Here is a 25,823-nt window from a genome sequence, read left to right as displayed (position 1 = left end):
CGCGAAATGACAATCGAACGGCATTGTCATGGTGGCCGCAGGAATTCCGGACGGGATTCGGCCATCGCCGCAAACAGCACCGTGAAGCGTCATCCCCCTGATGATTGATTGGCTATCGCTTAATCAATCATAATCATGCTATATCGTGATTGATAGAAAGGCATCTTATCCATCATGCGCTGGAATTGGCAGCTTCCCGATTGGCCTGACTTTCGCTTCGACGCGGAACGCATTCGCGCGTCCGAAGAGCAATTCCTGAGAGGTTCGGGCGTCGTTATCGGTTCGCTGCACCACCTCGACGTCGATGCCCGCGATGGCTTGACCATCGAACTGATTTCACAAGAAGTTGTCGATAGCTCCGCCATCGAGGGAGAAATCCTCGACCGCGCCAGCGTCCAGTCGTCGCTCGCGCGACATCTGGGCTTTGCCACCGACCAGCGCCGCGCCAGTGCGGCAGAAGCTGGGGCCGCTGAATTGATGGCCGATGTATATCGCAACCATGCTGCGCCGCTTGACGACCAGACCCTGTTCGCGTGGCACGCGATGTTGATGAACGGGCGGCGCGATATTGTCGATGTCGGGCGCTACCGTAGCCATGAAGATGCGATGCAGATCGTATCCGGCGCGCTTCACGCACCGCGTGTGCATTTCGAGGCACCGCCGTCGGAGTCCGTTCCTGCGGAAATGGCCCGCTTCATCGCGTGGTGCAACGATAGCGCGCCGTCATCACCGAATCCGCTTCCGGCGATCACCCGTGCGGCCATCTCGCACCTGTGGTTCGAGAGCATCCATCCCTTCGAGGATGGCAATGGCCGTATCGGGCGCGCGATTGCTGAAAAAGCTTTGGCGCAAAACCTCGCGGCCCCGACGCTGACGGCGCTCGCGGAAACGATCCATCATCACCGCAAAGCCTATTATGCCGCGCTCCAGCTTGGTAGCCAGAGCAACGACATCGACGCCTGGCTGACATGGTTTGCCGATATTGTCATCGAGGCGCAGGCGCGGACGATCACCCGCATCCGCTTCCTGATCGACAAGACGCGGTTGCTTGATCGCTTGCGGGGGCAAATCAATGAGCGGCAGGAAAAGGCGCTGCTTCGCTTGTTCCGCGAAGGGCCGGATGGCTTTACAGGCGGATTGAGCGCCGGGAATTACCGGACGATCACAGATGCCAGCCTAGCCACCGCGACCCGTGATTTGGCCGATCTTGTCGAGAAGGGTGTCCTGATCCGCACTGGTGAACGGCGCTACGCCCGTTACCATTTGGCGCTTCTATGAAGTTGGTCAGGCAAGGCTGAATCGGCGGTGGACGTCGCTAGGCAAATGGAAACATTAGTTGCAAACTTTGGAGATACTACTTTCTGGATCTGCGAAAGTTGTTGCATGTCGGATATTCCGACATTAAACATGAATCATGTAGTCGAATCATGCGGAGATCATATGGCCACTCTTGCACCTCCAGCGCCCATCGTAAAATCCTTTCCCATGAAGGAAGTGTTAGACGCATTGACGCATGAGCTAATGGACGTTGCGCAGTCTGAAGCGCAGGTTCGCGGTATAACTTTGCCATCGGCTCCGGCAGATGCCGTTAAAGCCGCTGTTCCGATGGATTCGCTAACGATTGTTGACGCACTTTGTGTTCTGGATGCGATCGTTGGTTTTCAGCTTAAGGAAAGCATTGTCCAGATGGGGGGCTACAATTCTGTTGAAGCGGCCCTGAAGAATATGATCCCCAAGATCGAAAAGGCATGGCTTCGCAAACAAGGAGCAAAGAAATGAGCAATTTGGCAACCCGTCCTGATAGTGATGATATGGAACGCAAGCTGCTTGGCGACCGGCTGCGAGAAGCGCGGAAATATCTTGGTCTCAAACAGGACGAAGTGGCGTCTTATCTTAAAATCCCGCGCACAGCGCTTACGGATATAGAGAATGGGCAGCGCCGTGTCGAAGCAATCGAGTTGACCCACCTTGCAAGATTATACCGCCAGTCAGTGGGCTATTTCACTGGTGAGGATGAGGCATCTGCATCGCTACCGGCTGACGTCGCGCATCTCGCGCGCCGTGTAGCGGACTTGTCCGCTCCCGATCGTAAAGAATTGAGCCGGTTTGCCGAATATCTTCGAACCCGAACAACAACGGGGCAAAGCTGACCAATGGCAACCGACTATGCAGGCGCCGTTAGGACCGGGGCGATGGCGGCGGGGCGACTCCACCGAACATTAGGAACCCGTGCACTCATCGAAAGTCGCGCTGGGGCGGTGGATGTCTTCGGCGCAATCGCTTCTCTCGATCTACCTTTGTTGCTTCGTCCGCTCCACGGATTGCTGGGTGCGTTTCTCAACGAACCCATTCCGGGAATATTGGTAACTACAGAGCGCTCAATGAGCATACAACGCTTTACAGCGGCGCACGAACTTGGTCACTTTTCACTCGATCACCAACCAAGCTTGGACGATGATTCCATACTACGCCGAATGCCGACCTCTCCCGAACCTACCGGCCATTTTGAGGAAGCAGAAGCAGATGCTTTTGCGGTTGCTTTCATGATGCCAAAATGGCTCATTCTTGCACATTGCTCTAGGCAAGGGTGGCAAATTGCAGACCTACGTCGTCCTGAAATTGTCTATCAGCTTTCCCTCCGGATGGGGGCGAGCTATGAAGCGACGTGTCGGACGCTCGTTCGATATGAGCTTATTGCATTCGCAGATATGCAGAGCTTGCGCCAAACAGCGCCCCGCCTGCTCAAAAGCACTCTTCTTATGGATTTTAGCCCGTCGGACTATCACCGGGATGTATGGCTTTTAACCGAGCGGGACGAAGGAACGCGGATCGACGGCAGCCGCAATGATTTGTTCGTCCTTCGACTGACTGAACACAGCAACGGAGGATATATTTGGAATTTCGACCAACTTGTGGCCAGCGGCTTTGCGATCGTTAGAGACGTAAGGCAAGAAATCGACGCGAAAGAGATCGGCAGCCCTGTCGTGCGACAAGTTACGGCTGCCCCCGAGATTGCCGCGCGTGGGCATTTATTGATCGAAGAATTTCGTCCTTGGCAACCCTCGCCAGCCCTATCCCAGCTCGCGCTTGATTTTGACCTGACCGGTCCCGAAGAAGAGGGCTTTTCGCGCGCCGAACGCCGTCGATTGCTAGAAGCCGCATAAGACAGTCATGTTTTCAATCGAGACCGACCTTCGGCCATTGTTCGGGCCTGCGCGTGACCAAGGCGAGCGTCCTACTTGTCTGGCGTTCGCGGCCAGCGATGCGCACGCCGGGCTTCGTGCCGATTGGGTGCCGCTATCATGCGAATTTGCCTTCTATCACGCGCAACGGCGATCAAATAGCTCGCCTCTGCAAGGCGCGACATTAGGATCAATCCTTGAAGCACTCAGGCACGACGGCCAACCAGCTGAGGAAGGCTGGCCGTATTTGACCGATCTGCCATCTAACCATGACGACTGGGTTCCACCGACGGGCATAGCGCCAATTTTTAGGCGCGGCGGATCAGCTGGTGCTGACGCACTGACGGATATAATCGCCAAGCTCGATCAGAATGAACCGGTTATCTTGCTGACGACTCTCTCTCCGTCGTTTTATGCCCCCACGATCAACGGCATTGTCGATCCTGCACATGGGGAGATCCCCGATCCAGCGCTCCGTCATGCTATAATTGCCGTAGGGCATGGCAAATTCAACGGATCAACAATAGTTTTGGTTCGCAACAGCTGGGGTCAGGCTTGGGGTATCAATGGTTATGCTTGGCTGACCGAGAGGTTCCTGACACCTCGCTTGTTCGCCACTGCCAGTCTTCTGGAGGATGTCGATGTATTTACCGATCCCGTCACAACCTGATTGTGTTTCCGCCTGGCGTGAAGCCGTGCGTCATGTCGATATGCAATCTGGACATCACGCTTATAATGTCATCATTGACGTTACCGATCCCACTGCGCGGGCAAGTCTGGCCGACCCTGTTGTCGCGGCTCATGACAAGTTTCTATTAGCTTGGGATCAGAAGCCGATAGAGACCGTCTCCAACACGATTTTTCCAGCCAGCCTCTATACTCGCTTTGGAGTACCTGATTTTTTTAATCGGTTCCGCGATAACATTATGCCGCGGCTGCCCCGACGATCCGACAACTGGTCTGGTTACTATTTTGAACGCATGATGCAGATGCCTCAAAAAGATGGTACTGATTTCAACCAGCTTTGGAACATTGTCGAACGCATTCGCGACCCGAATGTGCGCGCGCTGAACAAATTCGAGATCAGTATCTTTGATCCCACCCGCGATGTGGATAAATCGCCTTATGGTGGTCAATGTCTTAGTTTTGCGAGTCTTAAAGTCATTGGAAAGGGCACCCAGCGCCAGATCGGGATGACAGCCTTCTATCGCAACCACTTCTACATCGAAAAATTGCTTGGTAATCTTATCGGTCTCGGTAGGCTGATGAGTTTTATCGGTAAGGAAAGCGGTATCGCTGTCGGGCCGCTAACCGTTGTTTCAACACACGCACAGATCGATCAACCGCGAAACGGAGGCGCAAATGCTACTCGCGCTGACATTGCCGGTCTGTTGCAACAATGCGATCAAGCAAACGCGAAAGTGCTGGCCGTATCGTGAAATGTTTCCAATGGGAGGGCGAGTTCGTCCTTCCGTGGTTTGTCTTCGATGCCGTACAGCGCATACATCGTGGCCATAAATTCAGTTTGGCCGCCGTAGCTTGGGTGTCTTGCAGCGCTCGTCGGAATACCAAGCTCGCCGAGCGCCATTTGCGCATCCCTGCCGATCGCCACAATCTGGCGCGGACGAAGCATCTGTATGAGCGATTGGAGTAGCGACCAGGTTGCAATACGTTCAGACCGAGTATGACAGCGATTGGAAAGCGGGTCGTGCGCCTCGTGTGGATGGAACGGAAATACATTCCAAAGCATCACCGGTTGATCAATCTGAGTCAGTACGCGCCATATCACCGCCGCCGTCCTCTCTGCTACGACCGGGCCTTGCGTAGCGCGTTCAAATGAAAGGCCGCCCATCAGCGCGCCTGCATGATCCAAATGGATTTCATCTGTTAAGGGGACGCCCGTCCGCCGTCCGCCGCGATAACCAAGGTCCCGCGCGATCCAAATGGTTTCTGCCTTAGATTCGAGAACAGCTTCGAGCATGTGTGTCAGATTGTTCCGGCGCTTTGCCGCTGCATCCGGGCGGTCATGAACGCTGCATCGTTCTCCCCAAGGGTTGAACACCGATGGCGCGCTAAACTCCGCAAGCTGAGCAACAAAATGCTTGGGCGTCATAATGGCAATTCCTTAATGCGGAGCCGTCGATTAGGAAAATCGATAAAGACCCGACCACGACGATGCTTCTGGAGAAATCGGAACGCCGCATAGCCTTGAAGGATGGCATCCTCCCAGAGCCACAGTGGGCAGCGTTCTGATTCGTAACCGGTGACGAACTGGCGAATATGCTTCAGCATGTCCAGCGGAACTCCGCCTCGTTTTACTCCCTCAAAGAAATTGAGCTGCTGTGCTTGGCCGAATATCCATGACGTGACGCCTTCCTCAATGAGGATGGCACGCGCGCCGTCCTCAGCGTCGTCCAGCTTCGGAACGCTCTTTCGTTTCAACCGTAGCAGCGCGCGTACCACCGGTGACCAACCCAAAACTGCGACATGCGCATAATGAAAGACATCATGAAACCGGTAATCGTCGGGTTCAACGGCGTTATCGGTCAATCTGTCGCCAACAAAGACGCCGCTCGATTTCTGGAACACGTAAACCTGTTTGCGAACTGAGCGCTCAAACACGTCAATGGTCATGCGTCGAGGCAGTTGCTCCTCGGTATCCATTGAAGCATCGAACGGCTCTGGAAATGTTCGGTCGCGGGGCCAGCGATCAAAAATTTTGTGCTGGTTCTTGATGGCTGCTGCTTCAAGTGTCGCACCCGAGTCATTTGCTGCCTGAATTAATTGACGCATCACGAGCGTCAGGCACGCCAGCATTTTGGCCTGCCCTTTGAGAGCGCCAGATTGATATTCGTTGACTAACAATCCGATCTGGCCGGCGAGCGCCAAAAGTCTATGCTCGAACTGCGCCGACGGCTCGGTCGTCATGGGTATGTGAGCGGGCTGCATCGCATGAAACGTCAAGCTATCATCTGCTGCATTGCTTAGACGTGTTGCATCCATAGCATTAGCAGCGATCGTACTGAGGGGAATGCCGCTGCGGCGTGCGATAGATGCCAGATACCACAGTACGTCGCCTAGCTCTTCCGATACAGCTTCAGCGTAGCCCAAATAAGAAGCCTTATCACGCTGCTTCTTTTTGACCTCGCTAAGCAGGCTTCCTGCTTCGCCAAAAACACCCAGCATCGAAAAGCTTAGCGCGTGTTTCCCCTTTCGCTGATCTGTCAGCGCAGCCTGACGCGCATATTCATCAATAGTGAGCGGTATAAAGCTGTCGGCCATCAATGCCTCTTTCTGCGGTCGCAAATAGCGTCGATTGGGACGTCCACCCCATAAGCTTGAAGCGCCTTAAGCACCACCATCCTGATTGATTCCCGGCCATTGAGCGCCTTCAGACGCAGGTCGTATTTTGTCTCGCTCGGCACCTGAATTTGGAGGTGTTCTTCGCTATCAGGACTTTTGGAATCAATTTTCATGAAATCATTTAATCATAGTTTCATGAAATAAGCCAGCGGATTTGCACCGCGACGGATATTGGGCAAGATTTCAGAGTTCGAAGTAGAATGATGATTGGTCCGATGGGGAAAGCCTTCCCCTGCCGCCAAACCCGCTGCGCGGTTTCGCCGGACCCCTTCTGCGGGGACACCCCGCAACGCCCCGCGGAAAATGAGCGGGATTTTCTAAGGTCGCACTCTTTCCCGCGCTGCGCGCTCCTTGAGGGTGCGGAGTCTTTGTGCTGACCCACAGGCGCTCTTGCCTCTCTCCTGGCCGGACGCCCGCTGGCCCACAGGCCCGCGCGCAGGACGTCCGGCTGGCGTCGTTTTGTGCAAGGGTGCCGTTTCTGTTCGGCCGCTGCGCGGCGATATTCTTTCAATGATATTCGACTGATTTTTTGGACGGCGCGGGTGCGCCGGCGTTTTTGTGGCCGTCCCCGAAGAGGGGGATGGGCGGCGCTTCCGGCTAGGCCCGCCGCGCTCAGGCGCAACCCGCAAGCCGGGTCTTTCACTCTGTTACAGCCTTACAGGTGCGCCTGATCGCGCCGGGCCTCTTGGTCGCTCTTTGCCGCCCACCCCCCTCTCCGGGGTCGGTGTGGTTTTTGAGGCGAGGAGGCTGTGATGGCGGTTGGCAATCGGAAACGTGGTTTTGGCGGCAAGGGTAAGGCGGCGCTGCGCGCCGAGCGCGGGAGCGATAGCCCGCGCGTTTCGCTTTATGACGAGGTGACGGCGAAGATCATCGCCCAGCTTGAGGCGGGTTGTTTTCCTTGGGCGCAGCCTTGGAGTTCGGCGGCGGCAGTGCCGGGACTCCCGCGCAACGCGGTTTCGGGGCGTCCCTATTCGGGCGTTAATGTTCTCATTCTGTGGGGCGCGGTCATTGAGGGCTGCTACCATTCGCAGGATTGGTTGACCTTTCGTCAGGCGCTGGCCGCTGGCGGATGCGTTCGCAAGGGAGAGCGCGGGCATACGATATTCTACGCCGACCGCTTCACCCCCGAGGATGGCCGCGAGGGCGGCGATACGCCAGAAGGCGAACCCCGCTCGATTCCGTTCCTCAAACGCTTTGTTGTGTTCAATGCCGCGCAGTGTGACGGCTTGCCGGAACGACTGACTGCCGACCCGACGCCATTGCCCGAGCGTGAGCAGAACGAGAGCGCCGAGGTGCTTATCGCGGCGACGGGTGCGGATTTTCGCATTGGTGGCGCAAGGGCGTTCTATAGTGTCGGCGACGATTATGTGCAGATGCCGCCGCAACCGGCCTTTGCCCACCAGATCGACTTTTACCGGACGGCCTTGCACGAACTTGGCCACTGGACGGGAAGCAAGGAGCGGCTGGCGCGTGACCAGTCGGGCCGGTTCGGTTCCGCGCTCTATGCCCGCGAGGAATTGTGCGCCGAACTGGCATCGGCCTATCTCTGCGCGGCGCTTGGTATAGTCCCCACCGTCCGCCATGCCGATTATCTCGGCTCTTGGCTTACTGTCCTGCGCGCCGACAATCGCGCCATTTTCAAGGCGGCATCGCAAGCCAGCAAGGCAGCGGATTTTCTGATGGCCTTCGTTCGGGAAAGCGAATCCACCTTGGCGCGCGCGGCATGAGCGCCGCGCCGCATCTTGCGTCCGAGCAGACCCCAATCGGTGAGCAGACGCTTGTTTACGGCGTTGCGCCGATCACGCCCCGCGACCGTCTCGCCATGCGCGCCAATGCGCCGCTGGAGCCGCGCAAAGCGCAGCGTCCCGCCGATCATGGCCTGTTCGACACCAACGCCCGCAACCAGATCGAGATGTTTTGACGGAGGAATCCCCATGCTTTTGCTTACCCAAGGCCAGCGCGCCCGCCTGATTGCCAACGGCCAGAGCCGTGGCGATCATGTGCCAGTCGTCAAATTTTTCTCGCCAGTTGGCGCGGGCACTTGGCTGTTTTCCGAACTGGACGAGGACGGCGACATATTATTTGGGCTTTGCGACCTTGGTTTCGGTTGCCCCGAAATGGGTTCGGCCAGCCTGTCGGAAATTGCGGCGGTGTCGCTGCCATTGGGCCTCACCATCGAGCGCGACCTTTGTTTTGAAGGGCGCTTCCCGCTGACCGTTTACGCAGACGCCGCCCGTTTGTGCGGCAGCATCACCGAGGACGAGGCGCGGCTGGAAGCCGCAGCCGTCGCCCGCGCCAGCGAACTTTCAGAGCTTCCGCCACCTTGACCCCAAGGTTGCGGCAGAACCCGCACGTTCACCCCCGAACGTGCGGACAACCGGCCCCATCCTCACCGCCCCCCAAGATGCCCCGAGGATGGGGCCACCCATCGGAGTAAGTGACATGAAACTTGACCATATCGCCCTTGACCGGCTTTCAATCTCTCCCGCGAATATGCGGAGCGGCAAGAAGCCGCCCGACATTAGCGGTATTCTGCCATCCATTCGCGCACGGGGCATTATCATGCCGCTGTTGGTGCGGCCCAATGGCAGCGACACCACATTCGAGATTGTGGCAGGAAGCCGCCGCTTCCTCGCCGCGCAGACCGTGGCGACCGAAATCGGCGTTGCCGAGCCACTGCCCTGCGCCATCATGGAGGCGGGCGACGATGCCGCCGCCCTTGAAGCCTCGTTGATCGAAAACCTTGCGCGGCTTGCGCCCGACGAGGTGACGCAGTGGGAGTCGTTCACGCGGTTGGTCAAGGAAGGCCGGACGCCCGACGAAATCTCCATGACGTTCGGGATGCCCGAACTGACCGTCAAGCGCATCTTGGCGCTTGGCAATTTGCTTCCGCGCATCCGCCAGCTTTACCGCGCCGAGGAGATCGACGCGACAAGCGTTCGCCATCTGACGCTGGCGACCAAGGCGCAGCAGAAAACATGGCTGGCGCTCTATGACGACCCACAATCGTCCATCCCCAAAGGCCACCAGTTGAAAGCGTGGCTGTTCGGCGGGGCGTCCATATCAACCAGTGTCGCGCTGTTCGACCTTGAAACCTATCAGGGCCGTATCGTCAAAGACCTGTTCGAGAAGGAAGGTTATTTTGGAGATTTGCGCGAGTTCGAGGACGCGCAGCGCGCGGCCATTGAGGAACGCAAGGCTGCCTATATCGCCGATGGCTGGAGCGATGTTATCGTTTTGCCCGATGGGCAATACTTCCATCGCTACGAGTTCGCGGCCACGCCGAAGCGCAAAGGCGGGCGGGTCTATGTGACCATTGCCCACAATGGTGAGGTGGCGTTTCACGAAGGCTATCTGACCGAGCGCGAAGCAAAGCGCATCGCCAAAGGCGAAGCGCCCGATGCGACAACCAAGGCCAGCCGCCCCGAAATCACCGCAGCCATGAACAGCTATGTTGACTTGCACCGCCATGCGGCGGTGCGGTCGGCGCTTGCCGCCAATACCGGCACGGCGCTGCGCGTCATGGTTGCCCACGCCATTTGCGGTTCGCCGCTGTGGCGGGTGGACGTCCAAAGCCAGCGGTCGCGCAACGAAGCGATTACCGAAAGCATCGAAACCAGCGTTGCCGAAGCCCGCTTCGACGAGCGCCGCCGCGCAGTGCTTGGCGTGTTGGGTTTTGACCCCGATGAGCCAAGCGTCACTTTGGACCATGAACCGAGGAACGGCGTGAGCGGACTGTTCCTGCGCTTGCTGGAATTGCCCGACGCGGTTGTCATGGAGGTTCTGGGCGTCGTTATGGCCGAGACGCTGGCCAGCGGAACCGGCCTTATCGAAACCATCGGCCTTCACCTTGGCGTCAAGATGGCCGACTATTGGGTGGCGGATGATGCCTTTTATGGCCTTGTCCGCGACCGCGAGGTTTTGACCGAAGTGTTGCGCGATGTTGGCGGCGATACGGTGGCCGACGCCCATGCCACGGAAAAGGGCAAGACGATCAAGTCTGTCATCAATGACTATCTGACCGGCAGCAACGACCGCATTAAGGTCGAGCAATGGGTGCCGCGCTGGATGGCGTTCCCGCCATCGGCTTATACGCAGCGCGGCGGCGTAGCGACGGTTGCCGCCGCCAGCCGTGCGGCATGGCTGGCGGAACCGGAAGTCCCGCTTGACCCTGACCCCGCCGCCGTTGCGGCGGAGGCGGTCGAGGGCGGCGATGCCGACGAAGCCGAAGCGATTGAGGACATGGATGAGCAGCGGCTTGCCGCGTGACGGGTGAGCGGGCGGCTTTACGCCGCCCGCTCCTGTTTTCGTTCCGAGCGCCACAAAGCCCCGACCGGCAATGCCGGACGGGGTTGGCTGCGTTGTCAGCCGCAGTCCGGTTAGGCGACAACCAGAGCAGATGAGGTGATACCAGTCGCCGCCAGCGAACAATCTGGCAGATCGGCGCATGGCCGGTCGTCATTATGGCCGGATGGTTCGCGGCCTGTGCTGCGGTGGTAGGCCAGCTTTCCGATTGGCATCAGCCACGAGCTTCGCTGCGATGGTGCATCCTCGTCGATCACCGGCAGACTGTGCGTTCAGGTTCGGCAAGCCCATGCTGGCAGTTTGGCGGATTGCGTCAATCGCCCCGACATTGAACGAGCGCATCCACATTTGCCAAATATCCTTGCGACCGATTGCCAGAACCGCGCTCACCCACGGCCTCGTCAATGGCTTTGGTTGGCAGCGGACGGCTGCGCCTCTTGCCCTTTGCTGCAACGGCTGGCCCGAAGTTTCTTCCCCTGGGCTACGCCCATTCCTCGCGGAAGCAAGAAACCCCGGTCTGCACCGTCCTCCACTGCGTTACGGCCCACCACCCATTCGGCTTGCCGAATGGGACCCTGAGTGCGTGCAGCAGGGCAAGCCCCTGCCTTTAACCAGCCATCGAGGCCGCGAATGAGCGCGGGGTTCGACCAACACAAGGAACTGAATCATGGCAAATATCGGCACATTCAAAAAGTCCGGCGACACCAACTACACCGGCGAAATCGTCACGATGAGCTTGCAGAAGAAGAACGTCACCATCGTCGCCGAGGAAGCAAGCGAAAATGAAAATGCTCCGTCGCATCGGGTGTTCGTGGCGAAGGCCGAAATCGGTGCAGCTTGGACCAAGACCAGCAAGGAAGGCCGCGACTATCTCTCGATCAAGCTCGACGATCCCAGCTTTAACGCACCGATCTTCGCCAGCCTTTTCACCGACGAAGATGGCAAAACCTTCAACCTGATCTGGTCACGCGCCCGCACCTCAAACGGCAACTGACCAACGCGCCTACGCCCCGCCCGGCATCTGCCGGGCGGGGCTTTGTTGTGCATCAATTCGACAATACTGGAAATATCGTTGACCGAAATTTCTCCCGACTCTAATTCGATAAATCTCGAAATATGAGTCGGGCTTATGACAGATGAAATTGAAGCAGACAGAGCGGTATTAGCCCTTGGCGCTTTGGCGCACGAAAACCGGTTGGCGGTATTTCGTTTGCTTGTGCAGGCCGGATCAGATGGCATCGCGGCAGGAGCGATTGCTGAAACCGTGAACTTGCCCAACAGCTCGCTTTCATTTCACTTGGCCCATCTGACTCGTGCGGGGCTGATCCAGCAGGAGCGACGAAGCCGCTCGCTGATCTACACCGCCGACTATGCCGCGATGACCGCTCTTGTTGGCTACCTCACGGAAAATTGCTGCGGCGGCGCGCCCTGTATGGCCGACACCATTTGCGGTCTCGAAATTTCAACCCAGCGAACTAATAGGAATGCCCCATGAGCAGCGATATTGTAATCTATCACAATCCAGCGTGCGGGACGTCGCGCAATACTCTAGCCATGATCCGGGCGACGGGTGCCGAACCGATTGTTGTGGAATATCTGAATACGCCGCCCGACCGGGCAAAACTGACACAGTTGATCGCGGCTGCCGGGATTTCGCCGCGCGCGCTGTTGCGCGAGAAAGGGACGCCGTTTCAGGAACTCGGCCTTGGCGATACCACTCTCAGCGATGACGCACTGATCGACGCGATGATGACCCATCCGATATTGATCAATCGCCCACTCGTCGAAACGCCGTTTGGTGTTCGTTTATGCCGCCCGTCAGAATTGGTGCTTGAGATTTTGCCTGTGGGATTGGGCAGCGATTTCACCAAAGAAGACGGTGAGGTCATTCACGCATGAACGACCTGCCCAATGTTGTAGGCGCGTTTTTCGACACCCCGACAGCATCTGCCCTCGGCATAACGCAGGTCGCATCGCACCCGCCACGTATCTTGCTGCTCTACGGGTCGCTCCGCGAGCGATCCTTCAGTAAGCTCCTTACGCTCGAAGCCGAACGGCTTTTACGCGCGATGGGCTGCGAAACGCAGGTTTATGATCCTGCCGGTTTGCCGCTGCCTGACAGCGTAGCGAGCGATCATCCCAAGGTCGCCGAATTGCGCGCCTTGTCTCTCTGGTCAGAGGGCCAGGTCTGGTGTTCGCCCGAACGCCACGGCGCGATCACCGGGATCATAAAATCCCAGATCGACTGGCTGCCTCTGGAAGAAGGCGGCGTGCGCCCGACCCAAGGTCGCACCCTAGCCGTGATGCAGGTATCGGGCGGGAGCCAATCGTTCAACGCGGTCAATACGCTGCGCTTGCTCGGGCGGTGGATGCGGATGATTACCATCCCCAACCAATCGAGCGTCCCCAAAGCCTATACCGAGTTTGACGAAGACGGACGGATGAAACCGGGACCGCTCTATGAACGCGTGGTCGATGTGATGGAGGAACTGGTCAAGTTCACCCTGCTGACACGCGACCGGAGTGACTATCTCACCGACCGATACTCCGAACGGAAGTCGGAAGGCCGCCCGCCTGCTGGGGCCGCGCATCTTGCAGCGATAGCGGCCAGCGGCCAGTGACAGCACCGCTATCGAGTCGCCTGCTTGCCGAAGCTCTTGGTTCAGCGATGCTGTTCGCAGCCGTTATCGGTTCGGGCATCATGGCGGAGAAACTGGCGGGCGGGAATGTCGCAGTCGCCTTGCTGGGCAACACGATGGCGACTGCCGCCATGCTGCTCGTCCTGATTACGATGCTGGGGCCAATTTCGGGCGCGCACTTCAATCCGGCGGTTAGCCTTGTCATGGCGGTGCGGCGCGAACTGGGTTGGCGCGACGTACTGCCCTACGTCCTTGTCCAGATCGGCTTCGGCATTCTCGGTGCATGGGCCACACACGTCATGTTCGATCTGCCCGTCCTGCAAACATCGATGAAGGCGCGGACCGGTATTGGCCAATGGACGGGAGAGGCCATCGCCACGTTTGGCCTAATCCTCACCATCATCGGAACGGCGCGTCATCGTCCGCAATGGACACCGGCCAGCGTCGCGCTCTACATCGCCGCTGCCTACTGGTTCACCTCATCGACCAGCTTTGCCAACCCGGCGATCACGATTGCGCGGAGCATGACAAACAGTTTTTCCGGGATCGCGCCAGCCGACGCGCCGATGTTCATCGTCTCGCAATTGCTTGGCGCGTTGCTTGCGGCGAGCATCGGTGGTCAGCTCTTTGCCCAGCCAGTTTCAGAACCGTCGCCACAGTCGCCGGGCAATTGACAAGACATCCGCCTTCTCCATGCAAAGAAATTTGCGCGCTGGATCGTAGCGCCAGCGTCTGCACCGGCTGCGGTCGCACACTTGGCGAGATCGCCGAATGGGGGAGCGCGACCGCCAGCCGTCAACAAGAAATCGTCCGGCGATCTTCGGTCCGCATGGGAAGCGGGGCTTCACATCCAGCCTGAAACCTCAAACCCCCAAGCGCACCCAAAGCTCCTTATTGTCAGAAGTAGAAAGCCGCTTTGGGTGCGCTTGTCTTAGGGGGTTTGTCTGATTTGTCTTTAATGCAGGATATGCCTAGCGGCGCGTGTTGTCTTACATTGCCCCTGTTTCACTGACGTTTCACCGGGCATGATTGATGGCGACAAATCCACTATCGAACAGCGCGACGCTCACCATTCGGCTTGACGCCGATGCGCTCGCGGCGTTCGACAGCTTCGCAGTCGGTCGTGGCGGACGAAGTGCAATGTTGCGGCAGATGATCGAACAGACGGTGCGGGAGATCGCAGATCGTCCCTTCATTGACCGCCCCGATGGAGTCGCGCGCAATCGTGTTTCGCTGCGATTTACCGATGTCGAGATCGCCGTGATCGAGGTTCGGGCGGCGCAGCGTTCGACTGATCGCGCGGGTTGGATCAAGGCCTTGGTGCGCCGCCACCTCGCGCTGAAATCGCGGGTTGATGACGGGCTGTTGGCTGAACTTGCGCCGATCAGAATGCAGTTGCTGCGCATCGGCCGCAATCTCAATCAGGCGATGAAAGCCGCCAATGCGTCGATGCTGGAAACCGGCGACAAACAGATCGAACCCGAGCTGCGGCGCATCGCCGACATGCGGATGGAAATCTCCGAGCAGGTGACAGCCGTTGGCGAAGCCATGCGCGGCGATGCGAGCTATTGGACCGTAGCGGATTGATGGGCTTGGAATCAGCCTTGTGGGAAGCAACCCGCCCGGCGTTTCGGGTGCGCTATATCCATGACCCTGCCAGCACGCCGCGCGTCCCGCTCTATGCCAGTTACGGTGTTGCCAATGGCCCGACGGCACGGGCCAAGCTGGCGCGGATCGTTCGCAAAGCGCCCGAGGTGGTGGTGAAGGTCACGGGTCGCCAGCGGGGCGGGGTCCACGTCAAAGCCCATCTTGAGTATATCGGGCGCAAGGGCGAAGTGGACATAGAAACCCGCGACGGCGAAATCCTGACAACCAAGGAAGACGTTGCCGAGCGCGCGGCGGAGTGGAGCGACACGCTCCAATGGCGGTCGCGGCCTACGGTGTCGTCGGTGTCACTGATCTTCTCGATGCCCGAAGGCACCGACCCTGACAAAGTGTTGGGAGCCGTCCGCGCGCTGGCTCATGCCGAGCTGAGCGATAATCACGATTATGTTCTGGCGCTCCATACCGATACGCCGCGCCCCCATGTCCATCTAACAGTGCAGGCCGAGGGGCTGGATCGCACAAGGTTCAATCCGCGCCCGGTTCAGCTCAATCGCTTCCGCGAGCGCTTTGCCCGTGAGCTGCGCTCGCGGGGGGTGGCTGCCGAAGCAACGCCGAGACGTGCGCGCGGACAAGGGATTGCTGGGTCGAGCATGGCGTTGGTCAAACTTCGCGCCCGCTTGGCAGGCGGGGCAAGCCACGTAATGACCGACTCAGACCGCCGCACCAGCGAACAGGCACTTACCTTCGCACGTGGCGGGGCCGAGTTTCCGGCCTTTATCGGCAAAGGCAAGACTCGCTGGCAGGAGATACGTGAGGCTTACGGCAAGGCGGCGACGGCGTTGGATGCGACGGGGCAAGCCGAAGACAAGGCGCTTGCCAGCGACGTTCGGGCATTTCTCGCCAAGCATCCTGACATGATCTCCACTCCAGAGATATTCGCTGCGCGCTACTCCGAGACTATCGCGGCGGCGAAGCAGCAATCAGAACAGCGCGCGCCGCCGATAGAACACACGCGCAAGAGGTAGCTTCGTTACATTCACAGACGCACACCGAACCGAGAGAGCATTGCGACCATCATCAGATAGAGAAGGATCGTCACGATACAGCCGATACCCAACGCGGGCCAGAATCCCAAGCCGCGCTTCAAGAGCAACGGGATCACCAGAAACATGGGCAGGCTGGGCAAGACAAACCAAAAGGTCGCCAGTGCATGATCAGCCATACGCACGGGATCACCTGTGTCACGCCACAGCCAGATCATGCCCAGCACCGAGATGAGCGGTAGCGACGCAATCAGCGCGCCAAACCCTGCACTGCGGCGTGCAATTTCCGACACCGCTACAATTATGATGGCAGACAACACCGCTTTGATGAGCAGATAAGTCACTGCCCCGATTTCAAGGAAGGATCATGGCTCATTTTGCATTCTCCGTCCGATCAAGCCAAGCCTGCATCTGTTTAATTTCGGCTTCCTGAGTGGCAATCACATCTTCGGCCAACTTGCGGACTTCGGGGTCTTTGCCATGCTTCAGTGCAATCCGGGCCATCTCGATGGCACCATCATGATGCGGAATCATTCCCGCCATGAAATCGCGATCAGCATCGTTTGTATAGGCGATCGCCATCCGCTTGTGCATCTTGTCCATTGCCGCCGAATAGGCCTTCGTTGCGTCGGAAGCCTCGGCGGGCAGTTCAGCACCGGCCTTCATCGTGTGGCCGTCATGCGGATTCGCTGCATTGACGCCTTTTTGCCCGCCACCGGCTTCGTTCGGGCTTTTCTCACCTGATTGACAGGCTGACAGAGCCAGTGTCGCGGCGAGTGCGATGAACGCAGGTTTGAACTTTCGGTCCATTTCAAATTCTCCTTTCATGCGTGCAGCGCCTCTTCATCGCCGCACGGCTCGGTTTCGGTTTGAAGCGTTGAGTGATGTATTTTGAATTGTGCTTCGAGCAGTTCGGCCACTGCCGTGCGAACCGCTGTTTGATCATGCCCGGATGCAATGGCGATATGCGCGGTCAGGCTGGCATCATCCCCTGCAATCGACCAGACGTGGAGATCGTGGACGCCCGCCACGCCTGGCACGGCACCAATGGCAGCGCGGATCGCATCCAGATCCATTCCGCGCGGGACGCCTTGCAGCAGGATGTGGGTCGTGTCGCGCAACAGAGTCCAGGTCCGGGGAAGCACCCAAAGGCCGATAGCGATGGCGACGATAGGGTCGATCCAGGTTTTACCAGTCAGCCAGATGGCGATCGCCGCTCCAATGACGCCCAAAGAACCGAGCATGTCAGCCCAGACTTCGAGATAGGCTCCTTTCATATTTAGGCTGGTTTCTTTGCCGCCCGCCAAGACCCGCATGGCGATGAGGTTTACAACAAGTCCGAGGCTGGCAACCGCCAGCATACCGATGGATTCCACCGGTTGCGGGTCGAAGAAACGAGAGATACCCTCATACAGCACATAGCCCGCGACTACGAACAGCAGCACCGCGTTGAATGCTGCGGCTAATATTTCGAAGCGGCGATAGCCATAGGTACGCTGTGCATCTGCGGACCGCTGTCCAATCCGCACAGCGACGAGCGCAATGGCGAGTGCGGCGGCATCAGTGAACATGTGAGCGGCATCGGACAGCAACGCGAGGCTGTTGAACCAATATGCGCCAACAAGTTCTGCGACAAGAAAGCTGCCGGTAAGGCTAAGCGCAATCGCCAAGCTGCGCGTGTTGGCTCCGTCGGTATGACTGTGGCCAACAGATCCATGCCCTTGATCGGCGTGATTATGTCCTGCACCCATTTCAGACCTCCGTGGCCGATGCAGAAGTGCTTTCGTCTTCTGCAGGTTTGAACGTCCAGAACAATAGGAGCGCATTGATAGTTACAAGAATTGTGGCACCGGTATCGGCAATGATTGCTGTCCACAAATTGGTGATGCCGAATACTGCCAAGACTAAAAAGACCAATTTCAGTCCAACCGCGATGACGATATTGGTCAGAATCGTGCTGCGGGTCTTGCGAGCCAGCCGGATCGCATCGGGCACGCCCCAGAGGCGATCCTTCAATAGCCCGATATCAGCCGTTTCAATGGCGACATCGGTGCCGCCGCCCATGGCAAGGCCCAGCGAAGCGGTGGCGAGCGCGGGGGCATCATTCACGCCGTCACCTACCATCAAAACGGGTGCTTCGGCCTTGAGCGCTTCGATGCGCTTGAGCTTGTCAGCGGGCATCAACTCGCCCTCGGCGTCCATCCCCAGCCCCTGCGCCACCGCGCTTGCCGTGCGTTGGTTATCGCCGCTGAGCATCAGCGAACGAATGCCCAGCGCATTCAGCGCGGCGACCGCAGGCCGCGCGTCATCGCGCGCTTCGTCACGCACCGCGATGTGCCCCTGATATTTTCCGTCCACGAGGAGCACTGCAATCGTCTTACCGGCTCGTTCCAGAGCGTCGATACTGGCGGCAACGTCCTTGTCGAGTTCGCCCGCCGCGCGCGGACTGAACAGCGCCACTTGTTTGCCGTCCACCCAACCAATCGCGCCCTCGCCCTGGCGGATCGTAACATCGCTGGCCTTCGGCAGGGCTATTTTTAGTCGTTCCGCTTCCGTCACGATCGCTTTGGCGACGGGATGGGTCAATCCCGTTTCGATGGCGGCTGCCAGTTCAAGCGTGCGTTCGCCCGCAACATCGGTGACAACCGGATGCCCGCGCGTCAAGGTTCCGGTCTTGTCAAAGGCGGCGATGCCGATTTTCGCCACCATTTCCAGGGCCTCGCCGCTCTTGATCAAGATCCCGCTGCGGGCCGCCGTCGCGATGCCCGTCGCGATGGCGGCGGGCGTGGACAAAACCAGCGCGCAAGGACATGCGATCAGCAAGACGGTCAGCGCACGATAGGTCCAGGTCGCCCATTCCCCACCAAACGCCAGCGGTGGAACCAACGCAATCAACGTCGCCAGAATGATCGCAGCGGGCGTGTACCAGCTGCTGAAATTGTCGATGAAGCGCGCAGTTGGCGCGGTGCTGGCCTGCGCCTGTGCGACGAGTTCACCGATCCGCGCGACGACACTGTTGGACGCGTCTTTGGTGACTTCGACCTTCAATGTGCCATCGCCGTTGATCGATCCGGCGAAGACATCGGCGGCAACGGTCTTTTCAACCGGGCGCGATTCGCCGGTGATCGCGGCTTCGTTGATTTCGGAGCGACCGTCTATGATCCGACCGTCTGCGGCAATGCGGTCTCCTGCGGACACCAGCATGATCGAGCCAATTGCAAGCGTGGTGACATCGACGGTGCGCCGTTCGCCATCAACCTCAATCACGGCCTTAGACGGAAGCAACTTTGCGAGCGCGCTCAGGCCCGAACGCGCGCGAGCGGCAGCAAAGCCTTCCAGCAGTTCGCCCAGCGAAAAGAGCGCGACAACAACAACGGCCTCCGCCCCGGCATCGATTGGGATTGCTCCCAGAACCGCAATGGTCACCAGCGTTTCAATGCTGAACGGACGGCCTTTCAGCGCCTTTGTAAAGGCCGTCTTGGCAAAGGGCGCGACCGAAATCGCTGCGCCCACTCCGTAGGCCCAGCGGGACCATTCTGGCCAGAACCAAGACACAGTATAGGCGATCGCCGCGACGGCGCAGGCAAACAGGAAGATGCGCAGGCCGGTGCTCTCTCCCACTCCGTGTGCATGGCCGTCGTTTTCCTCATGCCCTTGTTCGGCCTCACCGTGTCCTGACACCATGCACACTCTCCTTCAGTTAATCGTGAGCCGATCAGTCGAACAATTCGGCTAAGAAGCTCTTGCGACGCTTTCCACCGTGATGCCCCGACCGGCGAACCTCGTCATAACCGCGCTCGCCGCTATCGGACCGAAGCGCCACAGCGGGCTTTGGAACCGATGCGTCGGCGCGTTCGGATCGCTCGATGATCTTGTCGAGTTCTCCTCGATCGAGCCAGACACCGCGACACTGCGGGCAAAAATCGATCTCCACGCCCTGTCGCTCCGCCATCGAAAGCGGGACACGGCAGGTTGGGCAAAGCATCGCTTGTTGGGCTGTTGACTGCGTCATTGTCCGTCTCCCTATTTATCCAAGATCGGCTCGCCAAGCGTCGATACGTCGCTGTAATCGCCCGGGACGTGCTTCTTGTGCCGTCCGCGCAGCAGCAGGTGACTGATCGCAGGCAACACGAACAACGTCAGAATCGTCGAGGTAATCAGCCCGCCGATAACCACGATGGCCAACGGCTTCTGCACCTCGGCACCTTGCCCGGACGCAAGTGCCATCGGCACAAACCCGAGCGATGCAACTGTGGCGGTCATCAAAACCGGTCGGAAACGCAACAACGCGCCCTGCTTGATCGCGTCGGGTAACGCTAAGCCCTTCTCGATGAGTTCGTTGATCGTGGTCATCATGACAAGCCCGTTGAGCACCGCCACGCCCGAAACCGCCATCATGCCAACAGCGGCGGACACCGAGAAATTCTGCCCTGTCAGGAACAAGGCAATAATGCCGCCTGCTAGCGCAAGCGGAACGGCTGCGTAGATCGCCGCCGCAGGGCGCCAGCCCTTCAATCCGACGAACAGGATGCCGAAAATTAGCGCAAGGATCAAAGGCACGATGATCGAAAGACGCTGCGATGCGGCTTGCAGATTTTCGAACTGCCCGCCCCATTCGATCGAACTGCCCGGTGGCAGTTGAACTTGTGTGCCGACCTTGCTTTGCGCCTCGGCAATGAAGCTGCCGAGATCGTTGCCGCGCACATTGGCCTGAACGACGACGCGGCGTTGTCCGTTTTCGCGGCTGATCTGATTGAGGCCTTCGGAAAAGCTGAGGCTCGCGACGGCATTTAGAGGAACCGATGTGCCTTCCTGTGGCAACATTACAGGCAATGCCCCCACTGCGGCCAGATCGTTCCGGCCTGTGTTGGGCAAGCGAACAACAATATCAAAGCGCCGGTCACCCTCAAACACGATCCCCGCAGCGCGCCCACCAAGGGCGGCGGCTACGGTGTCGGTCACGTCCTGCAAGGTCAGGCCATAGCGTGCGATGGCGTCACGGTCGAATTTGATGTCGAGCTGCGGGAAACCCTCGGTTTGTTCGACCTTGACGTCTGCCGCCCCTTTTACTGTATTCAGAACAGCAGCAACTTTGCCGCCCACTGCGTTCATCACATCAAGGTCATCACCGTAGAGTTTGATTGCTACATCACCGCGCACCCCGGCGATCAGCTCGTTAAACCTGAGCTCGATGGGCTGACTGATCTCGAATGCGCTGCCAACCATAGGTTTGAGCTTGGCTTCGAGCCTTTCAACCACCTGCTGTTTAGTAGTAACCCCTGCGGGCCATTCGTCCTTGGGCTTCAGGATGATGAATGAGTCCGAAATATTGGGCGGCATCGGGTCGGTACCGACTTCCGCCGTCCCGGTTTTCGAAAACATATAAGCGACTTCAGGCAGCGAAACGGCGACCTTCTCAATTTGCCGCTGCAAGGTGAGCGATTGTTGGAGCGAGGTCGAAGGAATGCGGATGCCTTGCAGCGCTATGTCGCCTTCGTCGAGTTGCGGGATGAACTCGCGCCCCAGCATCGTGAATGCCAATGCCGCCAGCACCAATGTCCCGACACCAGCGCCGATCCAGGGCCAAGGCCGTGAGATTGCCTTACCTAGAATAGGCGCGTAGCGATCCTTGACAAAGGCAACCGCCTTTACTTCCTTTTCAGACACTTCGCCGCGAATGAGCAGTGCGACCATGGCCGGGACGAAGGTCAGCGAGAGGATGAATGCACCAGCCAGCGCCAGCATGACGGTGATTGCCATCGGCGAGAACATCTTGCCTTCGACGCCGGTGAACGTGAGCAGCGGCGCGAAGACGAGGAAGATGATCGCCTGCCCGTAGATGGTGGGCTTGACCATCTCGCGCGAGGCTACGAATACCTCGTGCAACCGCTCGTTCAAATCCAGAACGCGCCCTTCGAGATGCTGTCGCTCGGCTAGGCGCCGCAAACAGTTCTCGATGATGATAATAGAGCCATCGACGATCAGGCCGAAATCCAGCGCACCCAGGCTCATCAGATTGCCCGATGTGCCGGTGGCATTCATTCCCATTGCCATCATTAGAAAGGAAAATGGAATTACCAGCGTAGCAATGATCGCAGCGCGGATGTTACCCAGCAACCAAAACAGAACCGCTATAACCAACAATGCACCTTCGAGCAGGTTCTTTTCGACCGTCCAGATCGTCGCATTGACCAGTTTTGAGCGGTCGAGCACCGTTTTTATTTTGATCCCTTGCGGCATCGATTTGGCGACCTCACTCAGCCGTTCGCCTACCGCTTCGGCAACAATCCGGCTGTTCCCGCCGGCAATCATTAGCGCAGTGCCGACGACGACCTCTTTGCCATTCTCGGACGCAGCTCCAGTGCGCAAATCGCCACCGACGCGAACCTTGGCAACGTCGCGCACTGCCACGGCGACGCCTCCGCGTGTGGCAACAGTCGCCCGGCCAATCTCGTCTAATGTGCGGATACGTCCATCGGCCTTGACCAGAAAGGCCTCGCCACCACGCTCAACAAAATTCGCGCCGACCGAGATATTGGCTTTCTCCAGCGCATTGGCGAGTTCGGAGAATGAAATGCTATAAGTTGCAAGCTTTGCTGGATCGGGTTCGACCACGAACTGTTTTTCATACCCGCCGATACCGTCGATGCCCGCGACGCCTTGTACCGTCCTGAGTTGGGGCCGGATTACCCAGTCCTGTACCGTGCGCAAATAGGCGAGCTTTGACACCTCATCGGTCAATAACTCGCCGTCAGGCGTCAGGTACGAGCCATCAGGCTGAAAGCCCTCTTTGCCCGCAATCTTTGGGTTGGCCTTGGTTCCGGCTGGTTCATACTCAACAACATACATCAACACTTCACCAAGACCGGTGGTCACCGGCCCCATCTGCGGCTCCACACCTTCGGGAAGATTTTCCGAAGCCTGCGTCAGTCGCTCGGCTACCTGCTGGCGCGCGAAATACAGATCGGCACCTTCGTCAAATACAACAGTGACCTGACTGAATCCGTTGCGCGAAATCGAGCGCGAGCTTTCCAGTCCCGGAATCCCCGCCATTGCGGTTTCGACCGGGAAGGTCACGAGCCGCTCCATATCGAGCGGCCCCAGCGCGGGCGCTACGGTATTGATTTGAACTTGTTTGTTGGTGATATCAGGAACAGCATCGATCGGCAGCTTCAATAGTTGCATAATACCAAAGGCCGCAACGATCAGTGTAGCGACGACAACGCCCCAGCGAAAGCGGATCGACGCATCAAGGAGTTTCTCGATCATATCAATGCTCCGCCTCGCCCTTGCCAAGTTCGGCTTTGAGCAGGAAAGCGCCCTTGGTGACGACGACGGCACCGGCTGCCAAGCCTTCGACTATCTCGATGCGACCACCGCCGCGCGTGCCAGTGACAACGGTAGTCGCTTGAAAACCCTTGGCGGTTTTGACGAACACGACTTCCTTGCCTTCAACGGTCTGTACCGCCTCATCGGGCAGCGCGATCCGCGCTGTATCGCCACCCCCGCGCGGCGTGATGCGCACGCGCAGGCCTTGGCCCGGTGTTAGCCCGCCGATGCCTTGCGGCGTCAGCACGATGGTTGCGGTCTTGCTATCGGGATCGAGACTTGGCGTTGCCGACCGAACTGTTGCGGTGACGGTTTCGCCGCCGAGCAATTCGATAATCGCCGTGTCACCGGGTTTTACGCGGCGGGCATCGGCGGCCAGCACCGATGCGTTAATCTGAATGCGATTGGGATCAGACACGCGGAAAAGTTCGGTCCCTGCCAGCACATAGGAACCGAGTTTCGCGTCGGCCTTTGTCACGCGGCCCGAAATCAGACTGACCACGCCCAATGTGCGGCCATCACCGGAGACTTTTGCCGCCGACGCCGCCGACTGCGAGCGCCGGGCTTCGGCTTCGGCTTGCGCTAATGCGGCTGCGGCACCTTCCAAATCCTGACGTGCTGTGACCTTGGCATCGAAAAGTTTCTTCTCGCGCGCATAGGTCGAACGCGCCAGCGCCAGATTGGCCGATGCCGAACTGCGTTCTGACGCAATCGAGGCGGCATCTCGGCTTTCCATAACGGCGATTGCTTCACCGGCGCGGACGAAATCGCCCAATTGGCGGTTAATGCGAACAACGGCCCCATCGGCACGGGCTGTCAAAACCGCCTCGCCATCGGGTGTGGAAGCAACGACGCCCTGTGCCAATATTTCGGCACCCAAGCCCCCCGCTTGCAAAGCTTCGGTGACAATGCCAGCAGCCTTGGCGCGGGATTCATCCATCAGGATTTGGCCCTCGACATGACCTTCTTCCTCTTTTTCTTCGGCATGTTCGGCTTCGGCAACGGCAGTGGTTGAGGGCGCGAATAATGTGCGTCCAAGCATCACGCCGCCGCCGCCAAGGACGAGGGCTGCGATGGCCGCGCCTGCGATAAGTTTGTTGCGATTGGTTTCGGTTTCCATGAAGTTGTTCCTTATTGCGCGTTGGCGCGGATCAGCGCTGCAAGCGCCCGCGCACGATCAAGCCGCGCTTCGATGAGGTTGAGTTTGGCCTGGGTCAGAGTGGTTTGCGCATCGAGCAGTTCGAGTAGCGAAAACTTGCCCGCGTTGTAGCCAAGCCGTGCGAGCCGCAGCGCTTCTTCGGCCTGGGCGATGCCCGGACCGGCGAGCGCCTCATACCGCATTTCGGCCGCCCCGAGCAGCATCCGCGCTTCATAGCGCGCCCGGTTTGCATCGAGACGAGCGAGCGCCAATCCCGATTCTGCCGCAAGACTGTCCGACTGTGCCGCGTCGATATTGCCGCGATTGCGATCACGCACGGGGAGCGGGATCGAGATGCCAGCGACGAACGCGGTTTCGCGGCCTTCGCCAAAGCGCCGAACTCCGGCGCTTCCGGTAATGTCAGGCACCGCATCGGCGCGGGCGAGCCGCACACGGGCCAGTGCTGCGCCGCGTTCTGCAAAGGCCAGTTGGACATCGAGCGTTTCCGTATCGGGCGGCAAAGTCGGCGGCGCATCTTCGCTCATAATGGTTGCCGTCGGTTCGCTATCCGCGCTTCCGATCAGCGTTGCCAGATGCTGCCGTGCCACGAGAAGCTCGCCAAAGGTGCGCGCCTGTTCGGCTTTCGCCTCCGCCAATTGTGCCTGTGCGCGCAATTCGCGGAGCGGCGGATCTCGGCCCACTTCGACCAGCACTTTCGCTGTGCGCAGCAGCTCGTCCGATGCAGTGACATTGTTTCGCGCCAGCACTGCGCGATCTTCGGCGGACCGCAAATTGGCATGGGCATAACGAATATCGCGTTCGAGATCGGCCAGCGCCGACTTGTAAGACAAGAACGCAAAATCACGCTCGGCCCGCGCGACTTCAACACGGGCGCTGCGTTTGCCGCCAAGCTCTATCCGCTGGCTGAGAGCAAGCGTCGTCTCGGTGCTACGTAGCCCCTGAAACGCACCGCTACCGGCGAAATTCTCTACCTCAAGACTGAGTTCGGGATTCGGCGAGACCCCAGCCTGCCGTGCGCGCGCCTCGGCGGCATCGGCTTTTGCCTTTGCCTGACTGACGCGCGGCGAGGCTTCCAGCCCTTGCCGCAAGGCATCGGGGAGCGTGATCGGTTCGGCCCAGAGCGGACCGGATGAAAATAGCAGCGTCCCTGCCAGCAGCAGGCGACGGATTCGTAATGACATGAATAAACTCCTGACCG

General features: G+C 58.8%; 30 protein-coding genes. 18 read left to right on the top strand and 12 right to left on the bottom strand.

Going from position 1 to position 25,823, the window contains the following annotated elements; translation table 11 throughout:
• The first annotated feature begins 174 nt into the window (after positions 1-174).
• From DMP17_RS13965 to DMP17_RS13940, 6 genes are all read left to right on the top strand, one after another.
• Positions 175-1,278, top strand: a complete 1,104-nt coding sequence (locus DMP17_RS13965) for a Fic family protein (protein WP_337829687.1) — start codon at positions 175-177, stop codon at positions 1,276-1,278.
• A 207-nt stretch (positions 1,279-1,485) separates the two neighbouring features.
• Positions 1,486-1,779 (top strand): hypothetical protein, encoded by a 294-nt coding sequence (locus tag DMP17_RS13960; protein ID WP_337829686.1) that lies wholly within the window; start codon positions 1,486-1,488, stop codon positions 1,777-1,779.
• A complete protein-coding gene (locus DMP17_RS13955) occupies positions 1,776-2,150 on the top strand; it encodes a helix-turn-helix domain-containing protein (RefSeq protein ID WP_337829685.1) in 375 nt (124 codons plus the stop codon). Before DMP17_RS13960 ends, DMP17_RS13955 begins: the two co-directional genes overlap by 4 nt.
• A 108-nt stretch (positions 2,151-2,258) precedes the next feature.
• Positions 2,259-3,164: an ImmA/IrrE family metallo-endopeptidase gene (locus DMP17_RS13950; RefSeq protein ID WP_337829684.1), complete on the top strand. Its 906-nt coding sequence runs from the start codon at positions 2,259-2,261 to the stop codon at positions 3,162-3,164.
• A 7-nt stretch (positions 3,165-3,171) separates the two neighbouring features.
• The gene (locus tag DMP17_RS13945; protein WP_337829683.1) at positions 3,172-3,852 is read left to right on the top strand and encodes a C1 family peptidase; all 681 of its coding nucleotides are present in this window, start codon (positions 3,172-3,174) and stop codon (positions 3,850-3,852) included.
• Complete coding sequence (locus DMP17_RS13940; RefSeq protein ID WP_337829682.1) at positions 3,824-4,621, top strand: hypothetical protein; 798 nt, start codon at positions 3,824-3,826, stop codon at positions 4,619-4,621. The genes DMP17_RS13945 and DMP17_RS13940 overlap by 29 nt, the downstream gene beginning before the upstream one ends.
• Here DMP17_RS13940 and DMP17_RS13935 read toward each other — a convergent pair.
• From DMP17_RS13935 to DMP17_RS13925, 3 genes are read right to left on the bottom strand one after another with little or no spacing between them, the layout of a single operon-like run.
• Complete coding sequence (locus DMP17_RS13935) at positions 4,588-5,295, bottom strand: uracil-DNA glycosylase (protein ID WP_337829681.1); 708 nt, start codon at positions 5,293-5,295, stop codon at positions 4,588-4,590. The two genes, DMP17_RS13940 and DMP17_RS13935, sit on opposite strands and share 34 nt — an antisense overlap.
• Positions 5,292-6,464, bottom strand: coding sequence for a nucleoside triphosphate pyrophosphohydrolase family protein (locus DMP17_RS13930; protein ID WP_337829680.1), 1,173 nt, complete (start codon positions 6,462-6,464; stop codon positions 5,292-5,294). The genes DMP17_RS13935 and DMP17_RS13930 overlap by 4 nt, the downstream gene beginning before the upstream one ends.
• On the bottom strand, positions 6,464-6,658 hold the full coding sequence (locus DMP17_RS13925; protein WP_337829679.1) for a hypothetical protein: 195 nt from the start codon (positions 6,656-6,658) through the stop codon (positions 6,464-6,466). Before DMP17_RS13925 ends, DMP17_RS13930 begins: the two co-directional genes overlap by 1 nt.
• 639 nt (positions 6,659-7,297) lie before the next feature.
• Here DMP17_RS13925 and DMP17_RS13920 point away from each other — a divergent pair.
• The 4 genes from DMP17_RS13920 (at position 7,298) to DMP17_RS13905 (ending at position 10,814) form a co-directional block, all read left to right on the top strand.
• Positions 7,298-8,272, top strand: coding sequence for an ArdC family protein (locus DMP17_RS13920; protein WP_337829678.1), 975 nt, complete (start codon positions 7,298-7,300; stop codon positions 8,270-8,272).
• Positions 8,269-8,466 carry a hypothetical protein gene (locus DMP17_RS13915; RefSeq protein ID WP_337829677.1) on the top strand — a complete coding sequence of 66 codons (198 nt, stop codon included), beginning with the start codon at positions 8,269-8,271 and terminating at the stop codon, positions 8,464-8,466. Before DMP17_RS13920 ends, DMP17_RS13915 begins: the two co-directional genes overlap by 4 nt.
• Before the next feature lie 13 nt (positions 8,467-8,479).
• Positions 8,480-8,872, top strand: coding sequence for a DUF2958 domain-containing protein (locus tag DMP17_RS13910; protein ID WP_337829676.1), 393 nt, complete (start codon positions 8,480-8,482; stop codon positions 8,870-8,872).
• A 115-nt stretch (positions 8,873-8,987) separates the two neighbouring features.
• A complete protein-coding gene (locus tag DMP17_RS13905) occupies positions 8,988-10,814 on the top strand; it encodes a ParB/RepB/Spo0J family partition protein (protein ID WP_337829675.1) in 1,827 nt (608 codons plus the stop codon).
• A gap of 110 nt (positions 10,815-10,924) precedes the next feature.
• Here DMP17_RS13905 and DMP17_RS13900 read toward each other — a convergent pair whose 3' ends face one another.
• Positions 10,925-11,107 (bottom strand): hypothetical protein, encoded by a 183-nt coding sequence (locus DMP17_RS13900; protein ID WP_337829674.1) that lies wholly within the window; start codon positions 11,105-11,107, stop codon positions 10,925-10,927.
• Between the two features lie 410 nt (positions 11,108-11,517).
• Here DMP17_RS13900 and DMP17_RS13895 point away from each other — a divergent pair, with 410 nt between their 5' ends.
• The 8 genes from DMP17_RS13895 to DMP17_RS13865 all read left to right on the top strand — a co-directional run bounded on the left by DMP17_RS13895 (position 11,518) and on the right by DMP17_RS13865 (position 16,119).
• Positions 11,518-11,844, top strand: a complete 327-nt coding sequence (locus DMP17_RS13895; RefSeq protein ID WP_337829673.1) for a DUF736 domain-containing protein — start codon at positions 11,518-11,520, stop codon at positions 11,842-11,844.
• A 135-nt stretch (positions 11,845-11,979) separates the two neighbouring features.
• Positions 11,980-12,345, top strand: coding sequence for an ArsR/SmtB family transcription factor (locus tag DMP17_RS13890; protein ID WP_337829672.1), 366 nt, complete (start codon positions 11,980-11,982; stop codon positions 12,343-12,345).
• Positions 12,342-12,749, top strand: a complete 408-nt coding sequence (gene arsC, locus DMP17_RS13885) for an arsenate reductase (glutaredoxin) (RefSeq protein WP_337829671.1) — start codon at positions 12,342-12,344, stop codon at positions 12,747-12,749. The genes DMP17_RS13890 and arsC overlap by 4 nt, the downstream gene beginning before the upstream one ends.
• Positions 12,746-13,471 (top strand): arsenical resistance protein ArsH, encoded by a 726-nt coding sequence (arsH, locus tag DMP17_RS13880; RefSeq protein WP_337829670.1) that lies wholly within the window; start codon positions 12,746-12,748, stop codon positions 13,469-13,471. Before arsC ends, arsH begins: the two co-directional genes overlap by 4 nt.
• Positions 13,468-14,163: an MIP/aquaporin family protein gene (locus DMP17_RS13875; RefSeq protein WP_337829669.1), complete on the top strand. Its 696-nt coding sequence runs from the start codon at positions 13,468-13,470 to the stop codon at positions 14,161-14,163. Before arsH ends, DMP17_RS13875 begins: the two co-directional genes overlap by 4 nt.
• A complete protein-coding gene (locus DMP17_RS46405) occupies positions 14,160-14,348 on the top strand; it encodes a DUF1289 domain-containing protein (protein WP_443217866.1) in 189 nt (62 codons plus the stop codon). The genes DMP17_RS13875 and DMP17_RS46405 overlap by 4 nt, the downstream gene beginning before the upstream one ends.
• Before the next feature lie 173 nt (positions 14,349-14,521).
• Complete coding sequence (locus tag DMP17_RS13870) at positions 14,522-15,076, top strand: hypothetical protein (RefSeq protein ID WP_337829668.1); 555 nt, start codon at positions 14,522-14,524, stop codon at positions 15,074-15,076.
• A 5-nt stretch (positions 15,077-15,081) separates the two neighbouring features.
• Positions 15,082-16,119 (top strand): relaxase/mobilization nuclease domain-containing protein, encoded by a 1,038-nt coding sequence (locus tag DMP17_RS13865; protein ID WP_337829667.1) that lies wholly within the window; start codon positions 15,082-15,084, stop codon positions 16,117-16,119.
• A gap of 11 nt (positions 16,120-16,130) precedes the next feature.
• On the opposite strand, the gene DMP17_RS13860 is transcribed toward DMP17_RS13865, so the two are convergent.
• The 8 genes from DMP17_RS13860 to DMP17_RS13825 are packed head-to-tail and all read right to left on the bottom strand — an operon-like array spanning position 16,131 to position 25,806.
• Positions 16,131-16,481 carry a DUF3147 family protein gene (locus DMP17_RS13860; protein ID WP_337829666.1) on the bottom strand — a complete coding sequence of 117 codons (351 nt, stop codon included), beginning with the start codon at positions 16,479-16,481 and terminating at the stop codon, positions 16,131-16,133.
• Positions 16,482-16,509: 28 nt separating this feature from the next.
• Positions 16,510-16,965 (bottom strand): CopM family metallochaperone, encoded by a 456-nt coding sequence (gene copM / locus DMP17_RS13855; RefSeq protein ID WP_337829665.1) that lies wholly within the window; start codon positions 16,963-16,965, stop codon positions 16,510-16,512.
• Positions 16,962-17,888: a cation diffusion facilitator family transporter gene (locus tag DMP17_RS13850; protein ID WP_337829664.1), complete on the bottom strand. Its 927-nt coding sequence runs from the start codon at positions 17,886-17,888 to the stop codon at positions 16,962-16,964. Before DMP17_RS13850 ends, copM begins: the two co-directional genes overlap by 4 nt.
• 1 nt (position 17,889) lies before the next feature.
• Positions 17,890-19,821, bottom strand: a complete 1,932-nt coding sequence (locus DMP17_RS13845) for a heavy metal translocating P-type ATPase (RefSeq protein WP_337829663.1) — start codon at positions 19,819-19,821, stop codon at positions 17,890-17,892.
• A 31-nt stretch (positions 19,822-19,852) separates the two neighbouring features.
• Positions 19,853-20,122, bottom strand: coding sequence for a TFIIB-type zinc ribbon-containing protein (locus DMP17_RS13840; RefSeq protein WP_337829792.1), 270 nt, complete (start codon positions 20,120-20,122; stop codon positions 19,853-19,855).
• A gap of 38 nt (positions 20,123-20,160) precedes the next feature.
• The gene (locus DMP17_RS13835; protein WP_337829662.1) at positions 20,161-23,406 is read right to left on the bottom strand and encodes an efflux RND transporter permease subunit; all 3,246 of its coding nucleotides are present in this window, start codon (positions 23,404-23,406) and stop codon (positions 20,161-20,163) included.
• Between the two features lies 1 nt (position 23,407).
• Entirely contained in the window at positions 23,408-24,586 is a 1,179-nt protein-coding gene (locus DMP17_RS13830) for an efflux RND transporter periplasmic adaptor subunit (RefSeq protein WP_337829661.1), read from the bottom strand.
• An 11-nt stretch (positions 24,587-24,597) separates the two neighbouring features.
• Positions 24,598-25,806, bottom strand: coding sequence for a TolC family protein (locus tag DMP17_RS13825; RefSeq protein ID WP_337829660.1), 1,209 nt, complete (start codon positions 25,804-25,806; stop codon positions 24,598-24,600).
• Positions 25,807-25,823 lie beyond the last annotated feature (17 nt).

The organism is Pseudonocardia sp. TMWB2A (assembly GCF_017312135.1).
Note: the sequence above shows the minus strand (reverse complement) of the source record. Positions and strands in the feature narration are given on the sequence as shown.

What these genes read in the sequence shown, in the direction of transcription:
- DMP17_RS13965 (WP_337829687.1), top strand. Translation starts at nt 175, where the DNA reads ATGCGCTGGAATTGGCAGCTTCCCGATTGGCCTGACTTTCGCTTCGAC.
- DMP17_RS13960 (WP_337829686.1), top strand. Translation starts at nt 1,486, where the DNA reads ATGAAGGAAGTGTTAGACGCATTGACGCATGAGCTAATGGACGTTGCG.
- DMP17_RS13955 (WP_337829685.1), top strand. Translation starts at nt 1,776, where the DNA reads ATGAGCAATTTGGCAACCCGTCCTGATAGTGATGATATGGAACGCAAG.
- DMP17_RS13945 (WP_337829683.1), top strand. Translation starts at nt 3,172, where the DNA reads ATGTTTTCAATCGAGACCGACCTTCGGCCATTGTTCGGGCCTGCGCGT.
- DMP17_RS13940 (WP_337829682.1), top strand. Translation starts at nt 3,824, where the DNA reads ATGTATTTACCGATCCCGTCACAACCTGATTGTGTTTCCGCCTGGCGT.
- DMP17_RS13935 (WP_337829681.1), bottom strand. Translation starts at nt 5,295, where the DNA reads ATGACGCCCAAGCATTTTGTTGCTCAGCTTGCGGAGTTTAGCGCGCCA.
- DMP17_RS13930 (WP_337829680.1), bottom strand. Translation starts at nt 6,464, where the DNA reads ATGGCCGACAGCTTTATACCGCTCACTATTGATGAATATGCGCGTCAG.
- DMP17_RS13925 (WP_337829679.1), bottom strand. Translation starts at nt 6,658, where the DNA reads ATGAAAATTGATTCCAAAAGTCCTGATAGCGAAGAACACCTCCAAATT.
- DMP17_RS13920 (WP_337829678.1), top strand. Translation starts at nt 7,298, where the DNA reads ATGGCGGTTGGCAATCGGAAACGTGGTTTTGGCGGCAAGGGTAAGGCG.
- DMP17_RS13915 (WP_337829677.1), top strand. Translation starts at nt 8,269, where the DNA reads ATGAGCGCCGCGCCGCATCTTGCGTCCGAGCAGACCCCAATCGGTGAG.
- DMP17_RS13910 (WP_337829676.1), top strand. Translation starts at nt 8,480, where the DNA reads ATGCTTTTGCTTACCCAAGGCCAGCGCGCCCGCCTGATTGCCAACGGC.
- DMP17_RS13905 (WP_337829675.1), top strand. Translation starts at nt 8,988, where the DNA reads ATGAAACTTGACCATATCGCCCTTGACCGGCTTTCAATCTCTCCCGCG.
- DMP17_RS13895 (WP_337829673.1), top strand. Translation starts at nt 11,518, where the DNA reads ATGGCAAATATCGGCACATTCAAAAAGTCCGGCGACACCAACTACACC.
- DMP17_RS13890 (WP_337829672.1), top strand. Translation starts at nt 11,980, where the DNA reads ATGACAGATGAAATTGAAGCAGACAGAGCGGTATTAGCCCTTGGCGCT.
- arsC (WP_337829671.1), top strand. Translation starts at nt 12,342, where the DNA reads ATGAGCAGCGATATTGTAATCTATCACAATCCAGCGTGCGGGACGTCG.
- arsH (WP_337829670.1), top strand. Translation starts at nt 12,746, where the DNA reads ATGAACGACCTGCCCAATGTTGTAGGCGCGTTTTTCGACACCCCGACA.
- DMP17_RS13870 (WP_337829668.1), top strand. Translation starts at nt 14,522, where the DNA reads ATGGCGACAAATCCACTATCGAACAGCGCGACGCTCACCATTCGGCTT.
- copM (WP_337829665.1), bottom strand. Translation starts at nt 16,965, where the DNA reads ATGAAAGGAGAATTTGAAATGGACCGAAAGTTCAAACCTGCGTTCATC.
- DMP17_RS13850 (WP_337829664.1), bottom strand. Translation starts at nt 17,888, where the DNA reads ATGGGTGCAGGACATAATCACGCCGATCAAGGGCATGGATCTGTTGGC.
- DMP17_RS13845 (WP_337829663.1), bottom strand. Translation starts at nt 19,821, where the DNA reads ATGGTGTCAGGACACGGTGAGGCCGAACAAGGGCATGAGGAAAACGAC.
- DMP17_RS13840 (WP_337829792.1), bottom strand. Translation starts at nt 20,122, where the DNA reads ATGCTTTGCCCAACCTGCCGTGTCCCGCTTTCGATGGCGGAGCGACAG.
- DMP17_RS13835 (WP_337829662.1), bottom strand. Translation starts at nt 23,406, where the DNA reads ATGATCGAGAAACTCCTTGATGCGTCGATCCGCTTTCGCTGGGGCGTT.
- DMP17_RS13830 (WP_337829661.1), bottom strand. Translation starts at nt 24,586, where the DNA reads ATGGAAACCGAAACCAATCGCAACAAACTTATCGCAGGCGCGGCCATC.
- DMP17_RS13825 (WP_337829660.1), bottom strand. Translation starts at nt 25,806, where the DNA reads ATGTCATTACGAATCCGTCGCCTGCTGCTGGCAGGGACGCTGCTATTT.